The organism is Rhodococcus sp. NPDC019647 (assembly GCF_044389235.1).
In the GTDB taxonomy this organism is placed as follows: Bacteria; Actinomycetota; Actinomycetes; order Mycobacteriales; family Mycobacteriaceae; genus Rhodococcus_F; species Rhodococcus_F oxybenzonivorans.
Genome location: NZ_JBIRXS010000037.1, coordinates 47,220 through 64,536 on the forward strand (window position 1 = coordinate 47,220; position 17,317 = coordinate 64,536).

At 66.1% G+C, this 17,317-nt stretch carries 16 protein-coding genes and 1 pseudogene; 9 read left to right on the forward strand and 8 right to left on the reverse strand.

Annotated features, from left to right (window positions below):
• Positions 1-196: 196 nt before the first annotated feature.
• The 5 genes from ACH49N_RS35015 to ACH49N_RS35035 all read left to right on the forward strand — a co-directional run bounded on the left by ACH49N_RS35015 (position 197) and on the right by ACH49N_RS35035 (position 4,192).
• Entirely contained in the window at positions 197-772 is a 576-nt protein-coding gene (locus tag ACH49N_RS35015) for a TerD family protein (RefSeq protein ID WP_159923375.1), read from the forward strand.
• A gap of 117 nt (positions 773-889) precedes the next feature.
• Complete coding sequence (locus ACH49N_RS35020; protein ID WP_159923373.1) at positions 890-2,032, forward strand: DUF475 domain-containing protein; 1,143 nt, start codon at positions 890-892, stop codon at positions 2,030-2,032.
• Between the two features lie 80 nt (positions 2,033-2,112).
• On the forward strand, positions 2,113-2,736 hold the full coding sequence (locus ACH49N_RS35025; protein ID WP_159923371.1) for an AIM24 family protein: 624 nt from the start codon (positions 2,113-2,115) through the stop codon (positions 2,734-2,736).
• Between the two features lie 5 nt (positions 2,737-2,741).
• Positions 2,742-3,440 carry an AIM24 family protein gene (locus ACH49N_RS35030; protein ID WP_159923369.1) on the forward strand — a complete coding sequence of 233 codons (699 nt, stop codon included), beginning with the start codon at positions 2,742-2,744 and terminating at the stop codon, positions 3,438-3,440.
• Complete coding sequence (locus ACH49N_RS35035; protein ID WP_159923367.1) at positions 3,437-4,192, forward strand: AIM24 family protein; 756 nt, start codon at positions 3,437-3,439, stop codon at positions 4,190-4,192. The genes ACH49N_RS35030 and ACH49N_RS35035 overlap by 4 nt, the downstream gene beginning before the upstream one ends.
• Positions 4,193-4,250: 58 nt before the next feature.
• Here the strand turns inward: ACH49N_RS35035 and ACH49N_RS35040 are convergent, their stop codons facing one another.
• The 3 genes from ACH49N_RS35040 to ACH49N_RS35050 are packed head-to-tail and all read right to left on the reverse strand — an operon-like array spanning position 4,251 to position 6,154.
• A complete protein-coding gene (locus ACH49N_RS35040; RefSeq protein ID WP_358277316.1) occupies positions 4,251-4,721 on the reverse strand; it encodes a hypothetical protein in 471 nt (156 codons plus the stop codon).
• Between the two features lie 59 nt (positions 4,722-4,780).
• Positions 4,781-5,230: a PPOX class F420-dependent oxidoreductase gene (locus tag ACH49N_RS35045; protein WP_159923363.1), complete on the reverse strand. Its 450-nt coding sequence runs from the start codon at positions 5,228-5,230 to the stop codon at positions 4,781-4,783.
• Between the two features lie 60 nt (positions 5,231-5,290).
• A complete protein-coding gene (locus ACH49N_RS35050; protein WP_358277319.1) occupies positions 5,291-6,154 on the reverse strand; it encodes a fused MFS/spermidine synthase in 864 nt (287 codons plus the stop codon).
• A 120-nt stretch (positions 6,155-6,274) separates the two neighbouring features.
• On the opposite strand from ACH49N_RS35050, the gene ACH49N_RS35055 reads away from it, so the two are divergent.
• Entirely contained in the window at positions 6,275-6,604 is a 330-nt protein-coding gene (locus tag ACH49N_RS35055; RefSeq protein WP_213576135.1) for a hypothetical protein, read from the forward strand.
• A gap of 14 nt (positions 6,605-6,618) precedes the next feature.
• Here the strand turns inward: ACH49N_RS35055 and ACH49N_RS35060 are convergent, their stop codons facing one another.
• On the reverse strand, positions 6,619-7,701 hold the full coding sequence (locus ACH49N_RS35060; protein ID WP_358277321.1) for a PQQ-dependent sugar dehydrogenase: 1,083 nt from the start codon (positions 7,699-7,701) through the stop codon (positions 6,619-6,621).
• 145 nt (positions 7,702-7,846) lie between these two features.
• Between ACH49N_RS35060 and ACH49N_RS35065 the strand changes: the two are divergent.
• A pseudogene (locus ACH49N_RS35065) lies at positions 7,847-8,486 on the forward strand (arylamine N-acetyltransferase).
• Between the two features lie 31 nt (positions 8,487-8,517).
• On the opposite strand, the gene ACH49N_RS35070 reads toward ACH49N_RS35065, so the two are convergent.
• From ACH49N_RS35070 to ACH49N_RS35085, 4 genes are read right to left on the reverse strand one after another with little or no spacing between them, the layout of a single operon-like run.
• Positions 8,518-9,279 carry an SDR family oxidoreductase gene (locus tag ACH49N_RS35070; protein WP_358277323.1) on the reverse strand — a complete coding sequence of 254 codons (762 nt, stop codon included), beginning with the start codon at positions 9,277-9,279 and terminating at the stop codon, positions 8,518-8,520.
• Positions 9,279-9,725 (reverse strand): nuclear transport factor 2 family protein, encoded by a 447-nt coding sequence (locus tag ACH49N_RS35075; RefSeq protein WP_159923351.1) that lies wholly within the window; start codon positions 9,723-9,725, stop codon positions 9,279-9,281. The genes ACH49N_RS35070 and ACH49N_RS35075 overlap by 1 nt, the downstream gene beginning before the upstream one ends.
• A 59-nt stretch (positions 9,726-9,784) precedes the next feature.
• Entirely contained in the window at positions 9,785-10,561 is a 777-nt protein-coding gene (locus ACH49N_RS35080; protein WP_358277325.1) for an RsiV family protein, read from the reverse strand.
• 31 nt (positions 10,562-10,592) lie between these two features.
• A complete protein-coding gene (locus tag ACH49N_RS35085) occupies positions 10,593-15,023 on the reverse strand; it encodes an amino acid adenylation domain-containing protein (protein ID WP_358277327.1) in 4,431 nt (1,476 codons plus the stop codon).
• Between the two features lie 111 nt (positions 15,024-15,134).
• On the opposite strand from ACH49N_RS35085, the gene ACH49N_RS35090 reads away from it, so the two are divergent.
• Positions 15,135-16,118: an LLM class F420-dependent oxidoreductase gene (locus ACH49N_RS35090; protein ID WP_358277329.1), complete on the forward strand. Its 984-nt coding sequence runs from the start codon at positions 15,135-15,137 to the stop codon at positions 16,116-16,118.
• Between the two features lie 97 nt (positions 16,119-16,215).
• A complete protein-coding gene (locus ACH49N_RS35095; RefSeq protein ID WP_358277331.1) occupies positions 16,216-17,220 on the forward strand; it encodes an LLM class flavin-dependent oxidoreductase in 1,005 nt (334 codons plus the stop codon).
• Positions 17,221-17,317: the final 97 nt, after the last annotated feature.

Consider the following 17,317-nt stretch of genomic DNA (forward strand, 5'->3'; position numbering starts at 1 on the left):
ACCATCCGCTCGTCACACCTGAAATCGTACTGGTCGGCGCAGTCGGCCCGAGCTGACCGGAATCGCCTGTGGACAAACCTGTGGACAGGTATCGGATGGGACAAGTCGGACAAATTCATTATCGTGGTGGTGCACGACGATCTCGAGACTTCGACAGCCGTCGAGGTCGAACACCTCCTCTCGAAAGGACCCCTGAATGGGCGTCAGCTTGACCAAGGGCGGCAACGTTTCACTCACGAAGGAGGCGCCGAACCTGACCGCGGTGGCTGTCGGACTCGGATGGGACGCTCGTTCGACCACCGGTACCGACTTCGACCTCGACGCCAGCGCCATCGGTGCGGGTGCCGACAAGAAGGTTGTCTCCGACCAGCACTTCATCTTCTTCAACAACCTGCGCTCGCCGGACGGTTCCATCGAGCACGTCGGTGACAACACCACCGGCGCCGGCGAAGGCGACGACGAGGTGATCAACGTCAACCTGGCGGCGGTCCCCGCGAACATCGAGAGCATCATCTTCCCCGTCTCGATCTACGACGCCGAGACCCGCTCGCAGTCGTTCGGCCAGGTTCGCAACGCGTACATCCGCGTCGTCGACCAGGCAAACGGCAACGAGCTCGCCCGTTACGACCTGTCCGAGGATGCGTCCACCGAGACGGCGATGGTCTTCGGAGAGCTGTACCGGAACGGCGCAGAGTGGAAGTTCCGCGCTATCGGCCAGGGCTACGCGTCCGGGCTCGCCGGTATCGCCCGCGACTACGGCGTCAACGTCTGACGGTAGTTTCGCTACATCAGCCGGGTAGGGTTTCGCGTCGCTGACGTGGAACCCTCCTCGGCGTTCGTACTCCAGCAGTAGCCACCCGGCATTGCCCAACAAGAAAGGCCACGCTCAGTGGTTCTGCGAATATTCGGTCTGTCCTTCGCTGTCACGGTGGTGTCCATCATCATCGCGGCGCTCTACGGAGGCCCCCAAGCCGTCCTCCTCGTCGTCATCCTCTCGATCCTCGAGATCTCCCTGTCGTTCGACAACGCCGTCATCAACGCCACCGTGCTGCGGCGGATGAGCGAGTTCTGGCAGAAAATCTTCCTCACCGTCGGCATCGTCATCGCCGTGTTCGGCATGCGCCTGGTCTTCCCGCTGGTCATCGTGTGGCTCGCATCCGGCCTCGGCCCGGTCGCCGCGCTCGACCTTGCACTCAACCCGCCCGCCGACGACGCCGCGTACTTCCCCGACGGCAGCCCCAGCTACGAAACCCTGCTCACCGACGCCCACCCGCAGATCGCGGCGTTCGGCGGCATGTTCCTGCTGATGCTCTTCCTCGGATTCATCCTCGAAGAACGCGAGATCACCTGGCTGTCCTGGCTGGAGAAGCCGCTCGCCCGCGCAGGCAAGCTCGACCAGCTCGCGGTGATCGTCGCCGGTGGCCTGCTTCTGCTGACCGCCTCGTACATCGCACCCGAAGACACCGTCTCCACCGTGATGGTCGCCGGAGTCCTCGGCATGATCACCTACATCGCCGTCAACGGCCTCGGTGAACTGTTCAACACCCCCGAAGAGGATGAGAACGGCGAGGTCGTCGAGGGCTCCAGTGGCGGCCCGACCGAACTGGCCAAGGCCACCGGCAAGGCCGGCTTCTTCCTGTTCCTCTACCTCGAGGTCCTGGATGCGTCGTTCTCCTTCGACGGCGTGATCGGTGCCTTCGCGATCACGTCCGACCCGATCATCATCGCCCTCGGCCTCGGCTTCGTCGGTGCGATGTTCGTCCGCTCGATCACCGTGTTCCTCGTTCGCAAGGGCACCCTGTCCGACTACGTGTACCTCGAACACGGGGCGCACTGGGCCATCGGCGCCCTGGCCGTGATCCTGCTCGTCTCGATCGGCTATCACGTCAACGAGAACGTCACCGGACTCGTCGGCGTCGCCCTCATCGGAGCCGCGTTCATCTCCAGCATCTTGCGCAACCGCAAGGCTGCAGCCGCCGGCGGGAGCTCGGACAATGACGTGGACGAGCCGAAACCGCTCTCCATCAGCTAGGTTCTGCCTGTACTCACATCCTGCGGCAGTGTTCGTGACCCGGTCACGAACACTGCCGCTCGGCACTGGAAAGGGCACCTATGGCGCGGCTGCTCGAGAAGTCGAAGAAGGTGGTCGAAGCCCAACTGGCCGGAACCACCATCCGGGCAATACAGGGATCGATGATTGCCTACGAAGGCAATGTCAGCTTCAAATCGGCCGGTTTCGGTGGCGGCGACGGTGTACTGGCGGGGATGAAGAGGCGCGCCACCGGCGAGTCGCTGTCCTTGATGGAATGCTCCGGCAACGGTGTCGTCTACCTGGCGGTGGGCGGCCAGCACGTCACCGTCATCGACCTCGCGGGTGAAACGCTGCAGGTAGAGTCGCAGCAACTTCTCGCACTCAGCGGCAACCTGAACACCAACGTCACCTTCACCGGTCTCCGAGGCGGTGTCGGCGGCCAGGGCCTGTTCACCACGACGGTGTCGGGGCAGGGGCAGGTGGCCCTCCTCTCGGCCGGTGGCCCGCTCATTCACCTCGAGGTGTCGCCGCAGTATCCACTCGTGGTCGACCCCGACGCCTTCGTCTCGGCCCGCGGGCAGTTGACCCAGTCCTTCGTCACCGATGTGTCGTGGCGGACCGCCGTCGGCCAGGGCAACGGTGAAGCCTTCTCCCTCAAGTGGGACGGCCACGGCGTCGTGTCCATCCAGCCGGCGGAACGGTGATCAGCATGGTGTTCACACAGGTCAATTCGAAGGTCGTCAAGGTCGATGTCGGGGCAGCGGGCGGAGTCGTCGCGCGCACCGGGTCGATGCTGTTCTACACCGGTCAGGTCCAGTTCTCACCGCACCAGGTTCCCGGTTCGCAGTCCATGGCCGGGATGGGCGGGTTCACCCGCATGGCCGGACGGATGATGCAGGGCGAACACGAGCGCACGATGCTCGCGCAGGGACAGGGCGAGGTGCACTACGGTCACGCCGGTCTCGAGGTGCACGTGGTCGACATGTCGCAGGGTGGAACTCTGTGCGTCGAGGCGTCCCGACTGCTGGCCCACAACGCCGGACTGCAGAGCTCGGTGGTCTCGGTGATGAGTCAGGGCGGCGGCGGTGGTCGCGGAATGCTCGGTGCCCTCCGCGGCGCCGCTGCGGGTGCGTTGTCCGGGACAGGCATGTTCACCACGCAGCTGTCCGGGTACGGATCGGCGGTGCTGTTGGCGCACGGCGGTTTCCTGGAGATCCCTGTGGGCGGTCCCAACCCCATCCTCGTCGACCCCGACGCCTTCGTCGGTACGTACGGAAACGTCCAGGTAGAACTGAAGTCCGCGGTCGGCTGGCGGGATGCCGTGGGCCGCGGCGCCGGCGAAGCGATGCAATTGCAGTGCACCGGACAAGGAATCGTCTACGTTCAGGCTTCGGAGGAGAAACTGTGAGCACCGTGCTGAATCCGACGACTTTGGGCGCCAGCGACAACATTCCGGACAACAGTTACGCCTACTGCATCGACCTCACTGCACCCTGGTTCATCCGCAAGGGTGCGATGATCGCCTACTACGGGCAGATGCAGTTCCAGGCACTGACCCACGGATTGCACGGCGCCGCACTGCACATGGTGGCCAACCAGTTCTCGGCGCCGCTCTACATGGGTGAGTATGCGGTAGCCGAAGGCTTCGGGAAGCTGATCATCGGTGACCGCGGCTACGACATCAACTCGTATGACCTCGACGACGGCAACCTCACCATCCGGGCGTCCAATCTCCTTGCCTTCGAACCGGGTTTGTCGCTGAACCAGTCGATTGTCCCGGGGTTCCTGACCCTCATCGGAACCGGCAAGTTCCTGGCCTCCTCCAACGGCCCGGTGATGTTCGCCGAGCCGCCACTGCGGATCGACCCCGAAGCACTGGTCGGGTGGGCGGACTGCCCGTCGCCGAGCCACCACTACGACCAGGGGTGGATCAGCAACTTCCTCGCCGCCGGCGCCCACATGATGGGCATCAACTCGGGCGAGGAACGCCAGTTCGACTTCACGGGCGCCGGAACGGTGTTGATTCAGTCCAGCGAGAAGGTCCTGAGCGACACGCATGTCGTGCGCAGCATCGAAGGCCAGATCCACGGCATCACCCCGAGCGGTCTGCAGCGGCTCAACGGTGTGATCGCCGCCAAGCTGGCCGAGCAGCCTCGCTGACGTCGGGGCGAATGTACCTTTCGACGCGGTAGTAAAGCCGAAAGGTACATTCGCCTGCTCACCGGGCGGGGTTGGGGCCCAGCCGGATGACGTCGGTCCGGGCATGCAGCCCGATTTCCGGCCACCCCACGGTCAGGGTGATCACCCCCGACTCCGGGTAGGCGCCGACCCAGTAGCGGGGCTCGGTGTGATACTCGGACGCCTCGCTCGTGGCCACCCTCGACGTGGACTGCAGGTGGCTCGGGTCGGCCTCACCGACCACGTCCTCCACCCGCACGTGCACCGCGAGATACGACCAGCGGGCGGACGGGTCGTCGGGATCGTCGAGGGGGCGGGTTTCGTGACGCGCCCTGTCAGCCGTGCGTCCGGTTGCGGTGAGCTCGATGCGCAGCTCGAGACCCGCCGGGTGGGCGACCACCTCTGCCAGCCGGAGCGTCAGATCACGGGTAGTCGCGAGTTCGACGGGGCCGTATACGACGACCCCTCCCGTGGCGGGCGGCGCGGCCGCCGGCCACCGCCTCCTGCGCATGCACCCCATGGTCCCACCGGGGGCGGCGGCCTGCCACAACTATGTTCCGGGCCGAATGCTCACGGCAGCTGGGCCATGCCGTACAGGTGTGTCGCGCGTACCCGGAGTACCTGCCGTCGCTCGGACACCATCGCACGACGAAAGTCTTCCCAGTCGTCGTGTTCCCGACCTGCTGCATTGCGGAATACCTCGACGAGCTCGTCGGTGGCCGCGTCGTGGGGGTCGCCGGCGACGGCACTCAGCTCGGCGTCACCTTCGACGACCGCATAACTCCAGAAGTCGGGCGCGCTCACGTGCAGCGACACCCGGGGGTCCCGCGCGGCGTTGCGTGTCTTCGCCCGGTCCGCGGTCACCGAGATCCGGGCGGTGTTCGTGTCGGGGTCCCAGGTGTAGAGAACGTTGGACAGCTGCGGTCGGCCATCCCTTTTGATCGTTGTGAGGACGGCGTGCGAGTGTGTCGCGACGAGGTCGAGCAGGGGACGCTGCGCGTCGTTCACTTCCAGGCTCATACCGACACCCAACCACGGTGCGGTCGGTGATGTTCCCGTTGCGCAATCCGCGGCGCAGTCTCACCCGGACTCGCCCGGTGATCCTTCCGCATCGAGCAGGACGCGCGCCGAACCGGCGAACGACCGGACCTGCGCGTCGTCCCAGAGGTGTGCGGGCACACCGCCACCCAGTAGTCGCCGAACCAGTGCGGGGTCGTCGCCGAGGGGCACGTCACTTCCGGCGATCACGATGTTGCCGTAGCGACGGCCCTTCAGCATGGCCGGGTCCGCGATCACGGCGGTGTGCGGGAACACGCTGCCGATGGTGGCCGCTTCCCGCCGCGCCTTCACGAGGTCGCGGGTGTCACCGCAGTTGACGACGTAGATCCCGCCCGGTGCCAGGACCCTGCGAACCTGGCCGGTGAATTCGACGGTGGTGAGTGACGGAGGCGTCGTGTTGCCGGCGAACACGTCACGAATGATCAGATCACGGCTCGACTCGGTGAGGGTTTCGGTGACAGCCCTGGCTTCACCGACGCGTAGTCGGAGCAGCGGTGCCCGCGGCAGATCAAACCATCGACGCACCAGTTCGGCCAGCTTGCCGTCCAGTTCGACCACTACCTGCCGGGCGTCCGGGTACACAGCCGACAGATAACGGGCAAGTGAGCAGGCGCCGCCGCCGAGATGCAGGGCCCGTACCCGGTCCGCGCGCTGCCAGCGGGATCCGATCAGGTCGGCCATCCACCGCATGTACTCGAAATCGAGGTGTTCGGGATCCGTGAGGTCGATGTGTGAACTTTCGACGCCGTTCACTTTGAGAACCCAGCCGTGGGGATTGACGTTGTCCTCGGCGAGTTCGCAGGTTCCCGTGTCGATCGGATAAACCCCGGCAACGGGCCCACCTTCGGCTGCGTGCGCACTTCGGCCGCCGCGCTGCCTGCCCATATACCGACTTCCCTACCGTTCGCATCGACTGCGCGCGTCTGCTGCGACAATCGTCATCCCACGATACCGGCACGACTACGCGGTGACCTACCGTAGTGGCGCGCACGAGAGAGGGAGGCGATGGAACCTCAGGAAGTCGACTTCGCCCACACCGAAGGCGCGGCGCGCAAACGTCGCGAGAAGGCCGTGGGGCTCGCCAAATACGTCTGGGATCGCGCTATCAGCGGGAAGGAACTGCTCGACCTCACCGACGGCACACTGCGGAAACTGGCCCGGGCAGCCGGATCGAACCCACCGAGCACCATGGAAACCTGGCTCACCGTGGCCGAACTGCTGGACCAGAAGTCGGCGTGGGCCGAGCGCCACCCGGATCATCCGTCGGCATCGCCCGCACACGCGGACGAGAAGATCATGTGGGTGAAGCCGCCCGTCGCGCCCTGGACCGACTGACGCCCCGCCGCACTTCAGGCCGACGGCCGCACCGCGAGGATGCGGTCGTCACTCTCTGCCGGCGACCCCCGACCGTCGCGGTTGCTCGTGCTGAACCACAGCGCCCCGTCCGGTGTCGCGACGACGGTGCGCAGCCGCCCGTACTCCTCTGCGAACAGCGACTGCGGTTCACCGAGCGAGCCGTCCCCGCCGACGGGTATCCGCCACAACCGTTCGCCCCGCAATGCCGCCACCCACAGCGACCCGTCGAGGTAGGCGACGCCGGACGGTGACGCCTCGTCCGTAGGCCACTGCACCACCGGGTCCACGAATTCGGCCTCGTCCGCCTGCCCTTCGACGTCGGGCCATCCGTAGTTGGCGCCAGGCCGGATCAGGTTCACTTCGTCCCACGTGTTCGCGCCGAACTCGGTGGCCCACAACCTGCCTGCGTCGTCCCAGGTGATGCCCTGCACGTTTCGGTGTCCCAGCGACCAGACCGGTGAGCCGGACAGCGGGTTGTCGGGCGGAATCGTTCCGTCCGGATTGATCCGCAGGATCTTGCCGCCGAGCGAGGAGGGATCCTGGGCGAGCGGCCGATCGCCGGCTTCGCCGGTGGTGACGTAGAGCTTGCCGTCGGGTCCGAAGGCAATTCGGCCCCCGTCGTGGATCGACGCGGCCGGAATTCCTGTGAGGATCGGGACGGGCTCGCCGAGGCTGCGGCCGTCGTATCGCACGGCAACCACACGGTTGTCCTCATCGGTGGTGAGGTAGGCGAAAATTGTCTGGTCCGACGTGTAGGTGGGCGACACGGCGAGCCCGAGCAGTCCCGACTCCCCCCGCGCTGCCACCTCCGGCACCTCCCCGACCTCGGTCACATCACCGTTCGGTTGCAGACGACGGATGGTGCCGCCGTCCCGCTCGGCGATTACCGCGGCGCCGTCGGGCAACAGCGCGATTCCCCAGGGCACCTCCAACTCGGTCGCGACCACGGTGGGAGCGGCCACGGGTGGTTGCGCCGCCGATGTCGCCGCCGACTCCCCCGTGCTCGAATCGGTCTGGCAACCGGTGGCGGCAAAGCCCACCAGCAACGCGGCAGCCGCAACACATCCCCGTTTCATGAGAGTCCTTCCGCCGCGCGCCGGTCTCCACCCATACAAGTGCGAAAGTACGCTCGCGCGCACGATGCCGCTCACCGGACGCGAACGGCGCCTGATCACCCACTCGGGCGTGCTTACACTGAGCATCATGGGAACTGCGGGAGTCATGGGATTTGCAGGCGATCTCGACCTCGAGCGGTACTTCGAACGGATCGGATACGACGGGGACCGATCCGCGACGACGGCAACACTGAATGCCATTGCCGCCCACCATGCCCGGTCGATTCCGTTCGAGAACCTCGATCCGTTCCTCGGCACACCGAATCGGCTGGACCTCGAGTATCGAGGGTGACCGGCGCATCATCGACGTCGGGTTCGGCGGCATGACCCTCGACACCACGTTGCGCCTCGAAACGAACACGGTGCAGGACACTCCGCTCGAGCCGTTCCGGCTGCTCGACCTGCGCGGCGACTACCTCTTGGAGGCCCTCGTGGGGGACGAGTGGCGTCCCATCTACCGCTTCGACCTCACCCCGCAGCACCCCGTCGACTACGAGGCGCCGAACTGGTACCTGTCCACCTGGCCCGGTTCCCATTTCGTCACCGGACTCCTCGCTGCCCGGGTCGCGGACGGGCGCCGGTATGCACTCAACGGAACCCGGTTCACCGTCCACCCGCTCGGTGGTGAGTCCGTCCGACTCGAGCTGACGAGCGCCGACGAGCTCCGGAAATGCCTCGAATCGGAGTTCCTCATCGACACCAGCGGACTTCGCGGACTGGACGAGGCGTTCCACCGGTTGCCCTGACAGCGTGCTCGCCGGGCAACCGGCTCGACGCTCAACTCCAGCGTGCCTGGCCGCCGTCGAGCGGGATGGTGGCACCGGTCAGGTAGCCGGCGTCGGGTCCGACGAGGAAGACGACGGCTCGTCCGATGTCCTGCTCACAGTCTCCGATCCGGCCCAACGGTATAGACCGGACGAACTCGGCCGCCTCCTCCGGATTGTTCTCCGTCCACCACTGCAGTCCGGGAGAGAGGGCATGCGGCGCAATGGCATTGACCCGGATTCCGTCGGCGCCCCACTCACTGGCGGCGGTGCGGGTCAGCGAGCGCATGGCCTCCTTCGTGGCCGCGTACAGCCCGTAACCGCTGGTGTCCCAGCGCACCGCCGAGGAACTCACGAGATTGACGATCGAGCCGCCGCCGCGTGCTTTCAAGTGGGGATGGCACAGCTGCATGAGGAACAGAGTCGCCACGGGACCCACCGCCATGGCACGGTCCAGCAGCTTCGGAGTGACCTCCAGCAACGGGCCGAGCGCACTAGCGTTGGCGTTGTTGATCAGGATGTCGATGCCGCCGAACACCTCGACCACACCTGCGACCATCGGCCCCAGTTGCTCCCGCTTGCTGATGTCACACACGAAAGGCTCGGCGACACCACCGAAGTCGGCGATGGCAGCGCACGTTTCGACGAGTTTCAACTCCGTGCGCCCCACCACCGCGATCCGCGCGCCCTCCTTGGCCAGTGCACGCGCCATACCGGCCCCGACGCCCTGCCCTGCTCCGGTGATCAGTGCCACCTTGCCGTCCAGCGCGCCCATCAGGGGTGCGCCGTCAACCGGAAGCTGGGGATGTCGGCGAGAGACATCACCGCCTCGAAGGTCCGCTCGTAGCCGGTGTGCGCGATGCGCCACCGCCCGTCCGGCCCGCGAGCATAGCGGTCGGAATAGAAGGCAGCTCCGCGCAACGCCATGTCGTGTTCGGGGATCAGCACGAGGTCGGAGAGGTACCACCGGCCGGTAGCGGTGTCACCGTCGACGTCGATCTCCGGGTGGCCACAGTGATGCTCGGTGATGGTCTGCGGGCCGAGGCTGGTTCTCATGAACTCGACCACCGCGTCGCGTGAGTCGAATGTCAGATGTTCGCCGTAACTCGCGGTCGCGTCGGGAAGCAGGGTGTCGGCGAATTCGTCCCAGTGCTTGGTGTCGAGGGCGCGCAGGTAGGCGTACTTGAGTCTGCTGATCGCGGCGACAGCTTCCAGGTCCATGATCACCCTCCGGGTACCAAAACTGATACCTGTTCTACCACGGATGGACGGCGCGCGGACTAACTCGACACCACGTCGGCCAGCTGCGGATCGACCACGTCACCGAGAACGTCCCAGGGGACGGTGACGGTCACCAGCCCGACGGCATGCGGCCCCACCTGATAGTCGTCGAAGTGAATTTCCATCCCGGCGGGGGTCGCGAGCCAGTTGGCGAAGTTCTTTTCGACGGGCTCGATGCCGGTGCGGTCGAACTCAGGGCCGGCAGCCGTGGCCGGCAGCAGGGTTGCGCAGTGCTCGGACAGCCTCCGTAGACCGGCATCCAGATCTGGGAAGAGATCGGCGAGCGTGATCGGCGCGGCCGTGTCGGCGTTCACGACCACCGTCGCGACAATCGGGGTGGGATGCGCACCGGGTGGATCGGCGTTCCACGACGTCACCAGCAACCCGCTGATCACGTGCTCACCGATGTGCGCGACTTGGTGCTCCTGGCTGCTCAGTGTGAAGGCGTCGGTGCCCGAACCGTCGATCTGGTCCTGGAGTGCGGCCCGCATCGATTCGTTGAACTCGGCGGTGACCGCCGAGTTTCCGCCCTCGATCTGTGGGATGACGACGTCGTAGGTGACGTGGCCGGTGGAACCGTCGACCCGCAGCTCGGTCTCCGTGTACGGCAGGCTCGCGGGCGTCGTCGCCTCGGCGCCTGCCGTGTCCGAAGCCGGGGCTACCGTCGTTGTCGACGGCTCACTGACCGCCGTTCCTTCCTGGCCGGAGCAGGCGGCCAGCGCGAGGACGACCGCCGCGAGCGCTACTCCCCGACCAATTCTATGGATGCCGCTCATGAGGTATCTCTATCACGCCGTTTCCGTGAGGTCACCTACCAATCGGGTCGACGATGGTATGCAGCGTGTCGACGAAATCCTGTGCGGTGGAGGCGTCGTAGAGGTCGGCGGAATACACGAGTTCGGCGTCGATCCCGGTGGGCTTTCCGTCGGCGTCGTGTCGCTCGGTGAAGTGGAAGTGCAGATCGCACTTGGCGATGTCGAGTGGCCGCGGAGTCACCTCGAAGTCGAGCCCGGAGACGTCGAAGGCCGCCGGAGCGAAGTTGTTCAGCGACAGCGCCACCTGGAAGAGCGGGTGCAGCGACCCCGACCGAGGTGGGTCGAGTACCTCGACGAGCCGTTCGAATTGCACATCCGCATTCGCCAGCGCACGGAGCTCCACGTCGCGGGATCGATCGACGATGTCGGACAGTGTCATGCTCGGGTCGACCCGGGTTCGCAGAACCAGTGTGTTGACGAACATTCCCACCACGTCGTCGAGCACCGGATCCCCGCGGCCCGCGATCGGGGTTCCGATCGCGATGTCAGGATCGCCGCTGAGCCGGGCGAGCAGTACCGCCACGGCCGACCTGAGCGCCGTGAAGAGGCTGGCGTGGTGTTCGTGCGCGGTGGCGAGCAGCCCCCGATGCGCATGCTCGTCGAGGGTGAACGGAAGTCGCCCCGCTCGATAGGTCCACCGGTGCGGCCGGGGTCGGTCGGTGGGCAGCGCGAGTTCTCCGCGAAGGCCCGACAGTTCCTTCGTCCAGTGGCCGATCTGTTTCGACGCGACACTGCCGGGGTCGTTCTCGTCCCCGAGCATCGTTCGACGCCACATGGTGTAGTCCGCATAGTGCACTGCCGGAGGCTCCCACTGGGGTTCACCGCCCATCGCCCGGGAACGGTAGGAGTCGGCGAGGTCGCGCGCCAAGGGAGCCAGGGACCATCCGTCCGCGCAGATGTGATGGAGGACGCAGGACAAGAGGTGGTCGTGGTCGCCCAGACGGAAGAGCCGGGCGCGGAGCGGAGGGTCGCGGCGCACGTCGAATCCCGCCGTCAGCAGGTCCGATGTCTGGTCCTCCGCATCCGTGTCGTCGGCGGGCACCGGCGACAGGTCGGGCACGGCGTCGACCACGTCGAGCACGCGCTGGTACGGACCCGCCGGCGAGTCCGGATACACGGTTCTCAGCGAGCGATGCCGGTGGAGGACGTCTGCCATCGCCGACTGCAATGCTTCGGCATCGAACGGCCCACGCACTCGTACCGTGAAGGGGATGTTGTGGAGAGCGGGATCCACGAGCGTGCGGTCGATGAATTGTTGAGAGGGAGACAGCGGCACGAGCTCGGGCATCCCCTGGCCGCCTTGGAATCCTGCGGCGCCCAATCTCGGTGCCCCCAGCGCCTGAGTTCGCGACGGGTGTTCACAAGCGTCCGTAATCGACAGTGCGAGTGCTGCGACCGTCGGTGCGTCGAACAGTTCTCGCACACCCAGCGTTGTGCCCAGTTCGGCGTTGAGCGTCCCGACCACCCGGATGGCCGACAACGAGTCGCCGCTCAAGTCGAAGAAGGAATCGTCGGCGCCCACCGAATCCACCCCGAGTACTCGGGAGAAGACCCGGGCGACGCGGTGCTCGGCGAGTGTCTCCGGGTCGCGATGAGGCACCGAATCCGAGCCGAACTCCGGAACGGGTAGAGCCGACCGGTCGAGCTTTCCCGTCGGTGTCAACGGAATCGAATGCACGAGCATGAACGATTTCGGAATCATGTAGTCCGGCAGGAATCGCGCCGCGTGCGCTTTCAACGCTTCCCGATCGATCGGTTCGTTTCCCTCGACCATGACATAGGACACGAGGTTCGGATCGCCAACCGAGTTCCTGTGCACCATCGTCGTGGCATAGGTGACGCCCGGATAGGTGTTCAGCGTGGCGTTGATCTCGCCGAGCTCGACCCGAAACCCACGGATCTTGATCTGGTCGTCGGCCCTGTCGAGAAACTCGAGAGTTCCCGCCACCGTCCAGCGCACCACATCACCGGTGCGAAACATGCGGGATCCGCTGTCGCCGAATGGATCGGCGACGAATCGTGCGGCGGTCAGGTCGCACCGCCGATGGTATCCCCGGGCGAGGCCTGCCGTGGTGAGGTAGAGCTCACCGGCCGCACCCGGCGGCAGCGGACGCAGGCGATGATCGAGAACCACCGCGTCCACACCGCGCATGAGACCGCCGATCGTCACTCTTCCGTCCGGCGACATCGGCTCCGTCAGAGTGACACTGCATGTCGTCTCCGTCGGACCGTACGCGTTGCGCATCTCTCGGCCACCAGCCCAGCGTCGCACCAACTCCGGGGACAGCACTTCTCCTCCGACCAGCACCAACTCCAGCTCATTTTTCGCGGCGGAGTCGATCGCCGCCAGGGCGGAGGGCGTCGTCAACAGGTGGGTGACGTGTTCCTCGCGCAGCAATCGCGACAGCTCGTCGCCGCCGAAGTGGCCGGGAGGGGTCACGACGAGCGTTGCGCCTCCGATACACGCCGCGAGCACTTCGACGAGCGCGGTGTCGAAACTCGGTGAGGCGAAATGCAGAACACGAGAACGAGTGGACACCGCATACTTGTCCCGAATCTCCTGCGCCAGATTGGCGAGACCGCGGTGCGTGACGACGACGCCCTTCGGCGCCCCGGTCGACCCGGATGTGTAGATCAGATAGGCGGGGTGGTCCAGACGCAGGGGACTCACTCGTTCCACATTGCTCGTCGTCCCGGAAAATGTTCTCGGACAACCCTCTTCGGGGTTGTCGATATCGATAGTCAGCCAATCAACCGTGTCGGGTAGACGATCGAGCTCCGAACGAACGGTCAACCCGAGCGTCGCGCCGCAGTCGGCCAGGCAATAGGCGACACGGGCGCTCGGGTGTGCCGGGTCGATCGGAACATAGGCCGCACCGGCCTTCGCGACCGCCCACAACGCCAGCACCGATTCGAGGGACCGGGGAACGGAGACTGCGACGAAGCTCTCGGGACCGATACCCCTGCCGACCAGCTCCCGGGCGAGCCGGTCGGTGACGCGGTCCAGGTCACCGTAGGACAGCTCACGCCCCCGGTCGCGTATCGCGACAGCCTCGGGATCATCGGCGACGGACCCCGCGAGGAGACGGTCCAGTGTCATCGGAGCGACATCCGGAAGTCCCTGCGCGGGGGCAAAGTTCTCACGTTCACCGGCAAGGAAGACGTCGAGATCGGAGATCAGGCATTCCGACTCGATCGAGGCGGTGAATTGGTCGAGGAAGGCGAGGAAACGGTTGTGGTGCCCGGCCAGTTCCGCCTGACCGTACAGGGACGAGTTCCCCTCGAAGTCGATTCGGGCGGCACGGTCCGACGATCCTGGATAGATGTTGACGGCGAGGTCTGCGACGGGACCGGTGGTGAGGACCCGAACCGTTGCCTGCACGGCGCCCAGCGTGATCTCCTTGAACATCATGAGGTTGATCACCGGGCCGAAATGCATGAGTTCCACTCCGCCCGAGGCGAGGTCGCGGCCGATGTCCTCGCGGCGGTAGCGCTGGTGGCGCAGGGCGGCCGTCACTGCAGCCTCTGTCGTTGCCACCGCGTTCCGAACCGTGCCCGAGCCGATACCCCCGAGTCGCAACGGGATGACGTTGGAGACGCATCCTCCCGAAGTCCGCAGGCGGGCCGTCGTTCTCGCCGATACCGGCAGGGAGAGCACCACGTCGTCGATGCCGGTCATCCTGGCGAGGTACGAGGCGAAGGCGGCGACCGTCACCGCCGTGGAATTGCGCGAACTCACGCTTCGAGCCGCGTGTCCGGTCGCAGTCCGGGCGGTCGGGCCGGAACGCGCGGCGCGTCCGCTCAATCCGACGACCGTAGGGAGATCGCTGCCCTGCTCCCGCCAGTAGTCGCGGTCCCGGACGAACCGGGTGGAGGTGCGGTAGGCGGCGTCCTCCTGGATGACGCGATCCGGTCCCACGGCGCGGCAGTCCGGCGGTTCCCTGCCCTCGACAGCGGCGACGTACAGCTCGGCGGTGCGGCTCATCAGCATCATCGCGGCGTACCCGTCCGACGCGATGTGGTGCGCTCGCGAGTACCAGTAGTAGTGCTCGTCTCCCAGTTGCAGAATATGCGACGCGAGGAGCGACCCGTCGTACATGTCCGTGCGCGCGCTTCGGTCGTGGTGCATCCACCGGTGGGCCGCTTCGACGGGGTCGTTCTCGTCACGCAAGTCGGTAGTGGGCACCCGATCGACCACAGTCGGGTCGACCACCTGATGTGGCTGCCCGTCGACATCCAGGAGACGGATTGCTCCCCAACCGAATTCGAGATGCGCGCGACGGGTGCAGTCACCGAGAACGGCCAGGTCGACAGGCCCGTGCAGCTCGGCGTAGTGGGCGATGACGTACGGGATCTCCGGCGTGAGCTGCTGCGCGAACCAGATGGACCGCTGCGCGGCGGTCAAGGGCAGGGCGGTGGTCATTGCCACAAGTGTGCGCGCCTGCCGCACCCCTCACCAGTCACCCCAGGGTGCACAAGTACCACCTCGAAATAAAAGGGGTGCCTTCGCCGCGATCCGGGTAGCGTCGAGCGCGTGACTATTCGCCTTGGTTACCAAATGCCGAACTTCAGTTACTCCGACTCCGTCGCGGATCTCTTCCCGACGGTCATCGCGCAGGCGCGCGAGGCCGAGTCAGCCGGCTTCGACACCGCGTTCGTGATGGACCACTTCTACCAGTTGCCCGGGATAGGCAAGCCCGACGAGCCGATGCTCGAGGCCTACACCGCCCTCGGCGCTCTCGCCACGGCCACCGAGACCATTCAGTTGTCCGCGCTCGTCACCGGCAACACGTACCGCAACCCACCCATGCTCGCGAAGACGGTGTCCACACTGGATGTCGTCAGCGGCGGCCGCGCCGTCCTCGGTATCGGGGCCGGCTGGTTCGAACTCGAACACCGCCAGTTCGGCTACGAATTCGGAACGTTCACCGACCGCTTCGAGCGCCTCGACGAGGCACTGCAGATCATTGCGCCGATGCTGCAGGGAAAGCGTCCAACCTTCGACGGCAAGTGGTACCACGTCGAAGACGCCATCAACGAACCCCGGATCCGCAACGACCTGCCGATCCTCCTCGGCGGTTCCGGCGAGAAGAAAACGTTCCGGCTGGCCGCCCAGTACGCACACCACCTGAACATCATCTGCAACGCGGCGGAGATCCCGCGCAAGCTCGAGGCCCTGGACGCACGCTGCGAGGAGGTCGGGCGCGACCGTTCCACCCTCGAGACCAGCTACCTGGCTTTCGTCATCATCGACGAGAGCGGTGACCGCGCCCGACAGCTCCAGCAGGAATTCCTGCTCACGCAGGGCGTCGACCTCTCCACCGCCTCCGACGAAGAGCGAGCCGCGGCCACCCAGCGGCAGTTCTGCGGATCACCGGACGAGGTGGCCGAGCAGATCCAGACCCGCGTTCTCGACAAGGGCATCGACGGCATCGTCCTCAACCTCGTGGTGAACGGGCACGAGCCCGGCATCGTGGAGCTGACCGGCCGCACACTCCGCGCTCTGGTCGGCGGCTGACCCAGGAATACGCGCACTGCCTCCGCGGTTGGACTTCGGAGGTAGTGCGCGAGGCTAACGTCTCGCGCCTGTTCGGTGACGAAAGGTGACGAAGTCCGTGAGTGCTGCGCTGTCGATTCTGGATCTGGCCCATATCCGCGAGGGCGACTCGGCGCGGAACAGCTTCGAGGCGAGCGTGGCGCTGGCCCAGCTCGCGGAGACGCGCGGCTACCGCCGCATCTGGTACGCCGAACACCACAACATGGCATCGATCGGGTCATCCGCGACGAGCGTGCTCATCGCCCACGTCGCCGCACACACCAGCACCATTCGTTTGGGTGCGGGCGGCATCATGCTGCCCAACCACGCCCCGCTGACCATCGCCGAACAGTTCGGCACCCTCGAGACCCTGCATCCCGGTCGCATCGACCTCGGACTTGGACGCGCACCCGGCAGCGACCAGAAGACGATGTACGCGCTGCGCCGCGACCCGGCGTCGGCCGACCGATTCCCACAGGACGTTCTCGAGCTCCAGGCCTACCTGGCAGGCAAGTCCCGGGTTCCCGGGGTCGACGCGATCCCCGGCAAGGGCACCAACGTTCCCCTCTACATTCTCGGTTCCTCGCTGTTCGGTGCTCAGCTCGCCGCCAAGCTCGGACTCCCCTACGCCAACGCGTCCCACTTCTCCCCCGACTCCCTGGTCGACGCCGTGACTCTGTACCGGGACCGCTTCGAGCCGTCCGAACAGCTGGCGGAGCCGTACGTCATCGCCGGCGTCAATGCCATCGCCGCAGACACCAGCGAGGAGGCCCATCGGCAGTTCGAGTCCTCACTGCGGCGTCGTGTGGTGCAGATGGTCGGCCGCGGGCAGAAGTTCACGCCCGAGGAAGTCGACCTGATCATGACCTCACCCGCAGGTCAGCAGATCACCCAGATGGTGCGCTACTCCGCCGTCGGAACGCCGACCGAGGTCAAGGCGTACCTCGACGAGTTCGCCGAGCACGCACAGGCCGACGAGCTGATCGTCGCCTCGATGGCCGAGGACACCGAGTCCTGGCTGAAGTCGTACGACCTCCTCGCCGACGTGTGGCACTCCGCGCCCGTGCGCCTTTCTGGTAGCTAGCACAACCAAAAAGGGGCTCTACTGACTCATTCGTGGGTGGGTTCGGCCGGGTAATTGTGGGCGGGCGCCCCCGAGGCTGAGCATCGCGAGTGCGATG

Excerpts from the sequence above, each read along its gene's own strand:
- ACH49N_RS35015 (WP_159923375.1), top strand. The coding sequence starts at position 197 with ATGGGCGTCAGCTTGACCAAGGGCGGCAACGTTTCACTCACGAAGGAG.
- ACH49N_RS35025 (WP_159923371.1), top strand. The coding sequence starts at position 2,113 with ATGGCGCGGCTGCTCGAGAAGTCGAAGAAGGTGGTCGAAGCCCAACTG.
- ACH49N_RS35030 (WP_159923369.1), top strand. The coding sequence starts at position 2,742 with ATGGTGTTCACACAGGTCAATTCGAAGGTCGTCAAGGTCGATGTCGGG.
- ACH49N_RS35040 (WP_358277316.1), bottom strand. The coding sequence starts at position 4,721 with ATGCGCAGGAGGCGGTGGCCGGCGGCCGCGCCGCCCGCCACGGGAGGG.
- ACH49N_RS35045 (WP_159923363.1), bottom strand. The coding sequence starts at position 5,230 with ATGAGCCTGGAAGTGAACGACGCGCAGCGTCCCCTGCTCGACCTCGTC.
- ACH49N_RS35050 (WP_358277319.1), bottom strand. The coding sequence starts at position 6,154 with ATGGGCAGGCAGCGCGGCGGCCGAAGTGCGCACGCAGCCGAAGGTGGG.
- ACH49N_RS35055 (WP_213576135.1), top strand. The coding sequence starts at position 6,275 with ATGGAACCTCAGGAAGTCGACTTCGCCCACACCGAAGGCGCGGCGCGC.
- ACH49N_RS35060 (WP_358277321.1), bottom strand. The coding sequence starts at position 7,701 with ATGAAACGGGGATGTGTTGCGGCTGCCGCGTTGCTGGTGGGCTTTGCC.
- ACH49N_RS35070 (WP_358277323.1), bottom strand. The coding sequence starts at position 9,279 with ATGGGCGCGCTGGACGGCAAGGTGGCACTGATCACCGGAGCAGGGCAG.
- ACH49N_RS35075 (WP_159923351.1), bottom strand. The coding sequence starts at position 9,725 with ATGGACCTGGAAGCTGTCGCCGCGATCAGCAGACTCAAGTACGCCTAC.
- ACH49N_RS35080 (WP_358277325.1), bottom strand. The coding sequence starts at position 10,561 with ATGAGCGGCATCCATAGAATTGGTCGGGGAGTAGCGCTCGCGGCGGTC.
- ACH49N_RS35085 (WP_358277327.1), bottom strand. The coding sequence starts at position 15,023 with ATGACCACCGCCCTGCCCTTGACCGCCGCGCAGCGGTCCATCTGGTTC.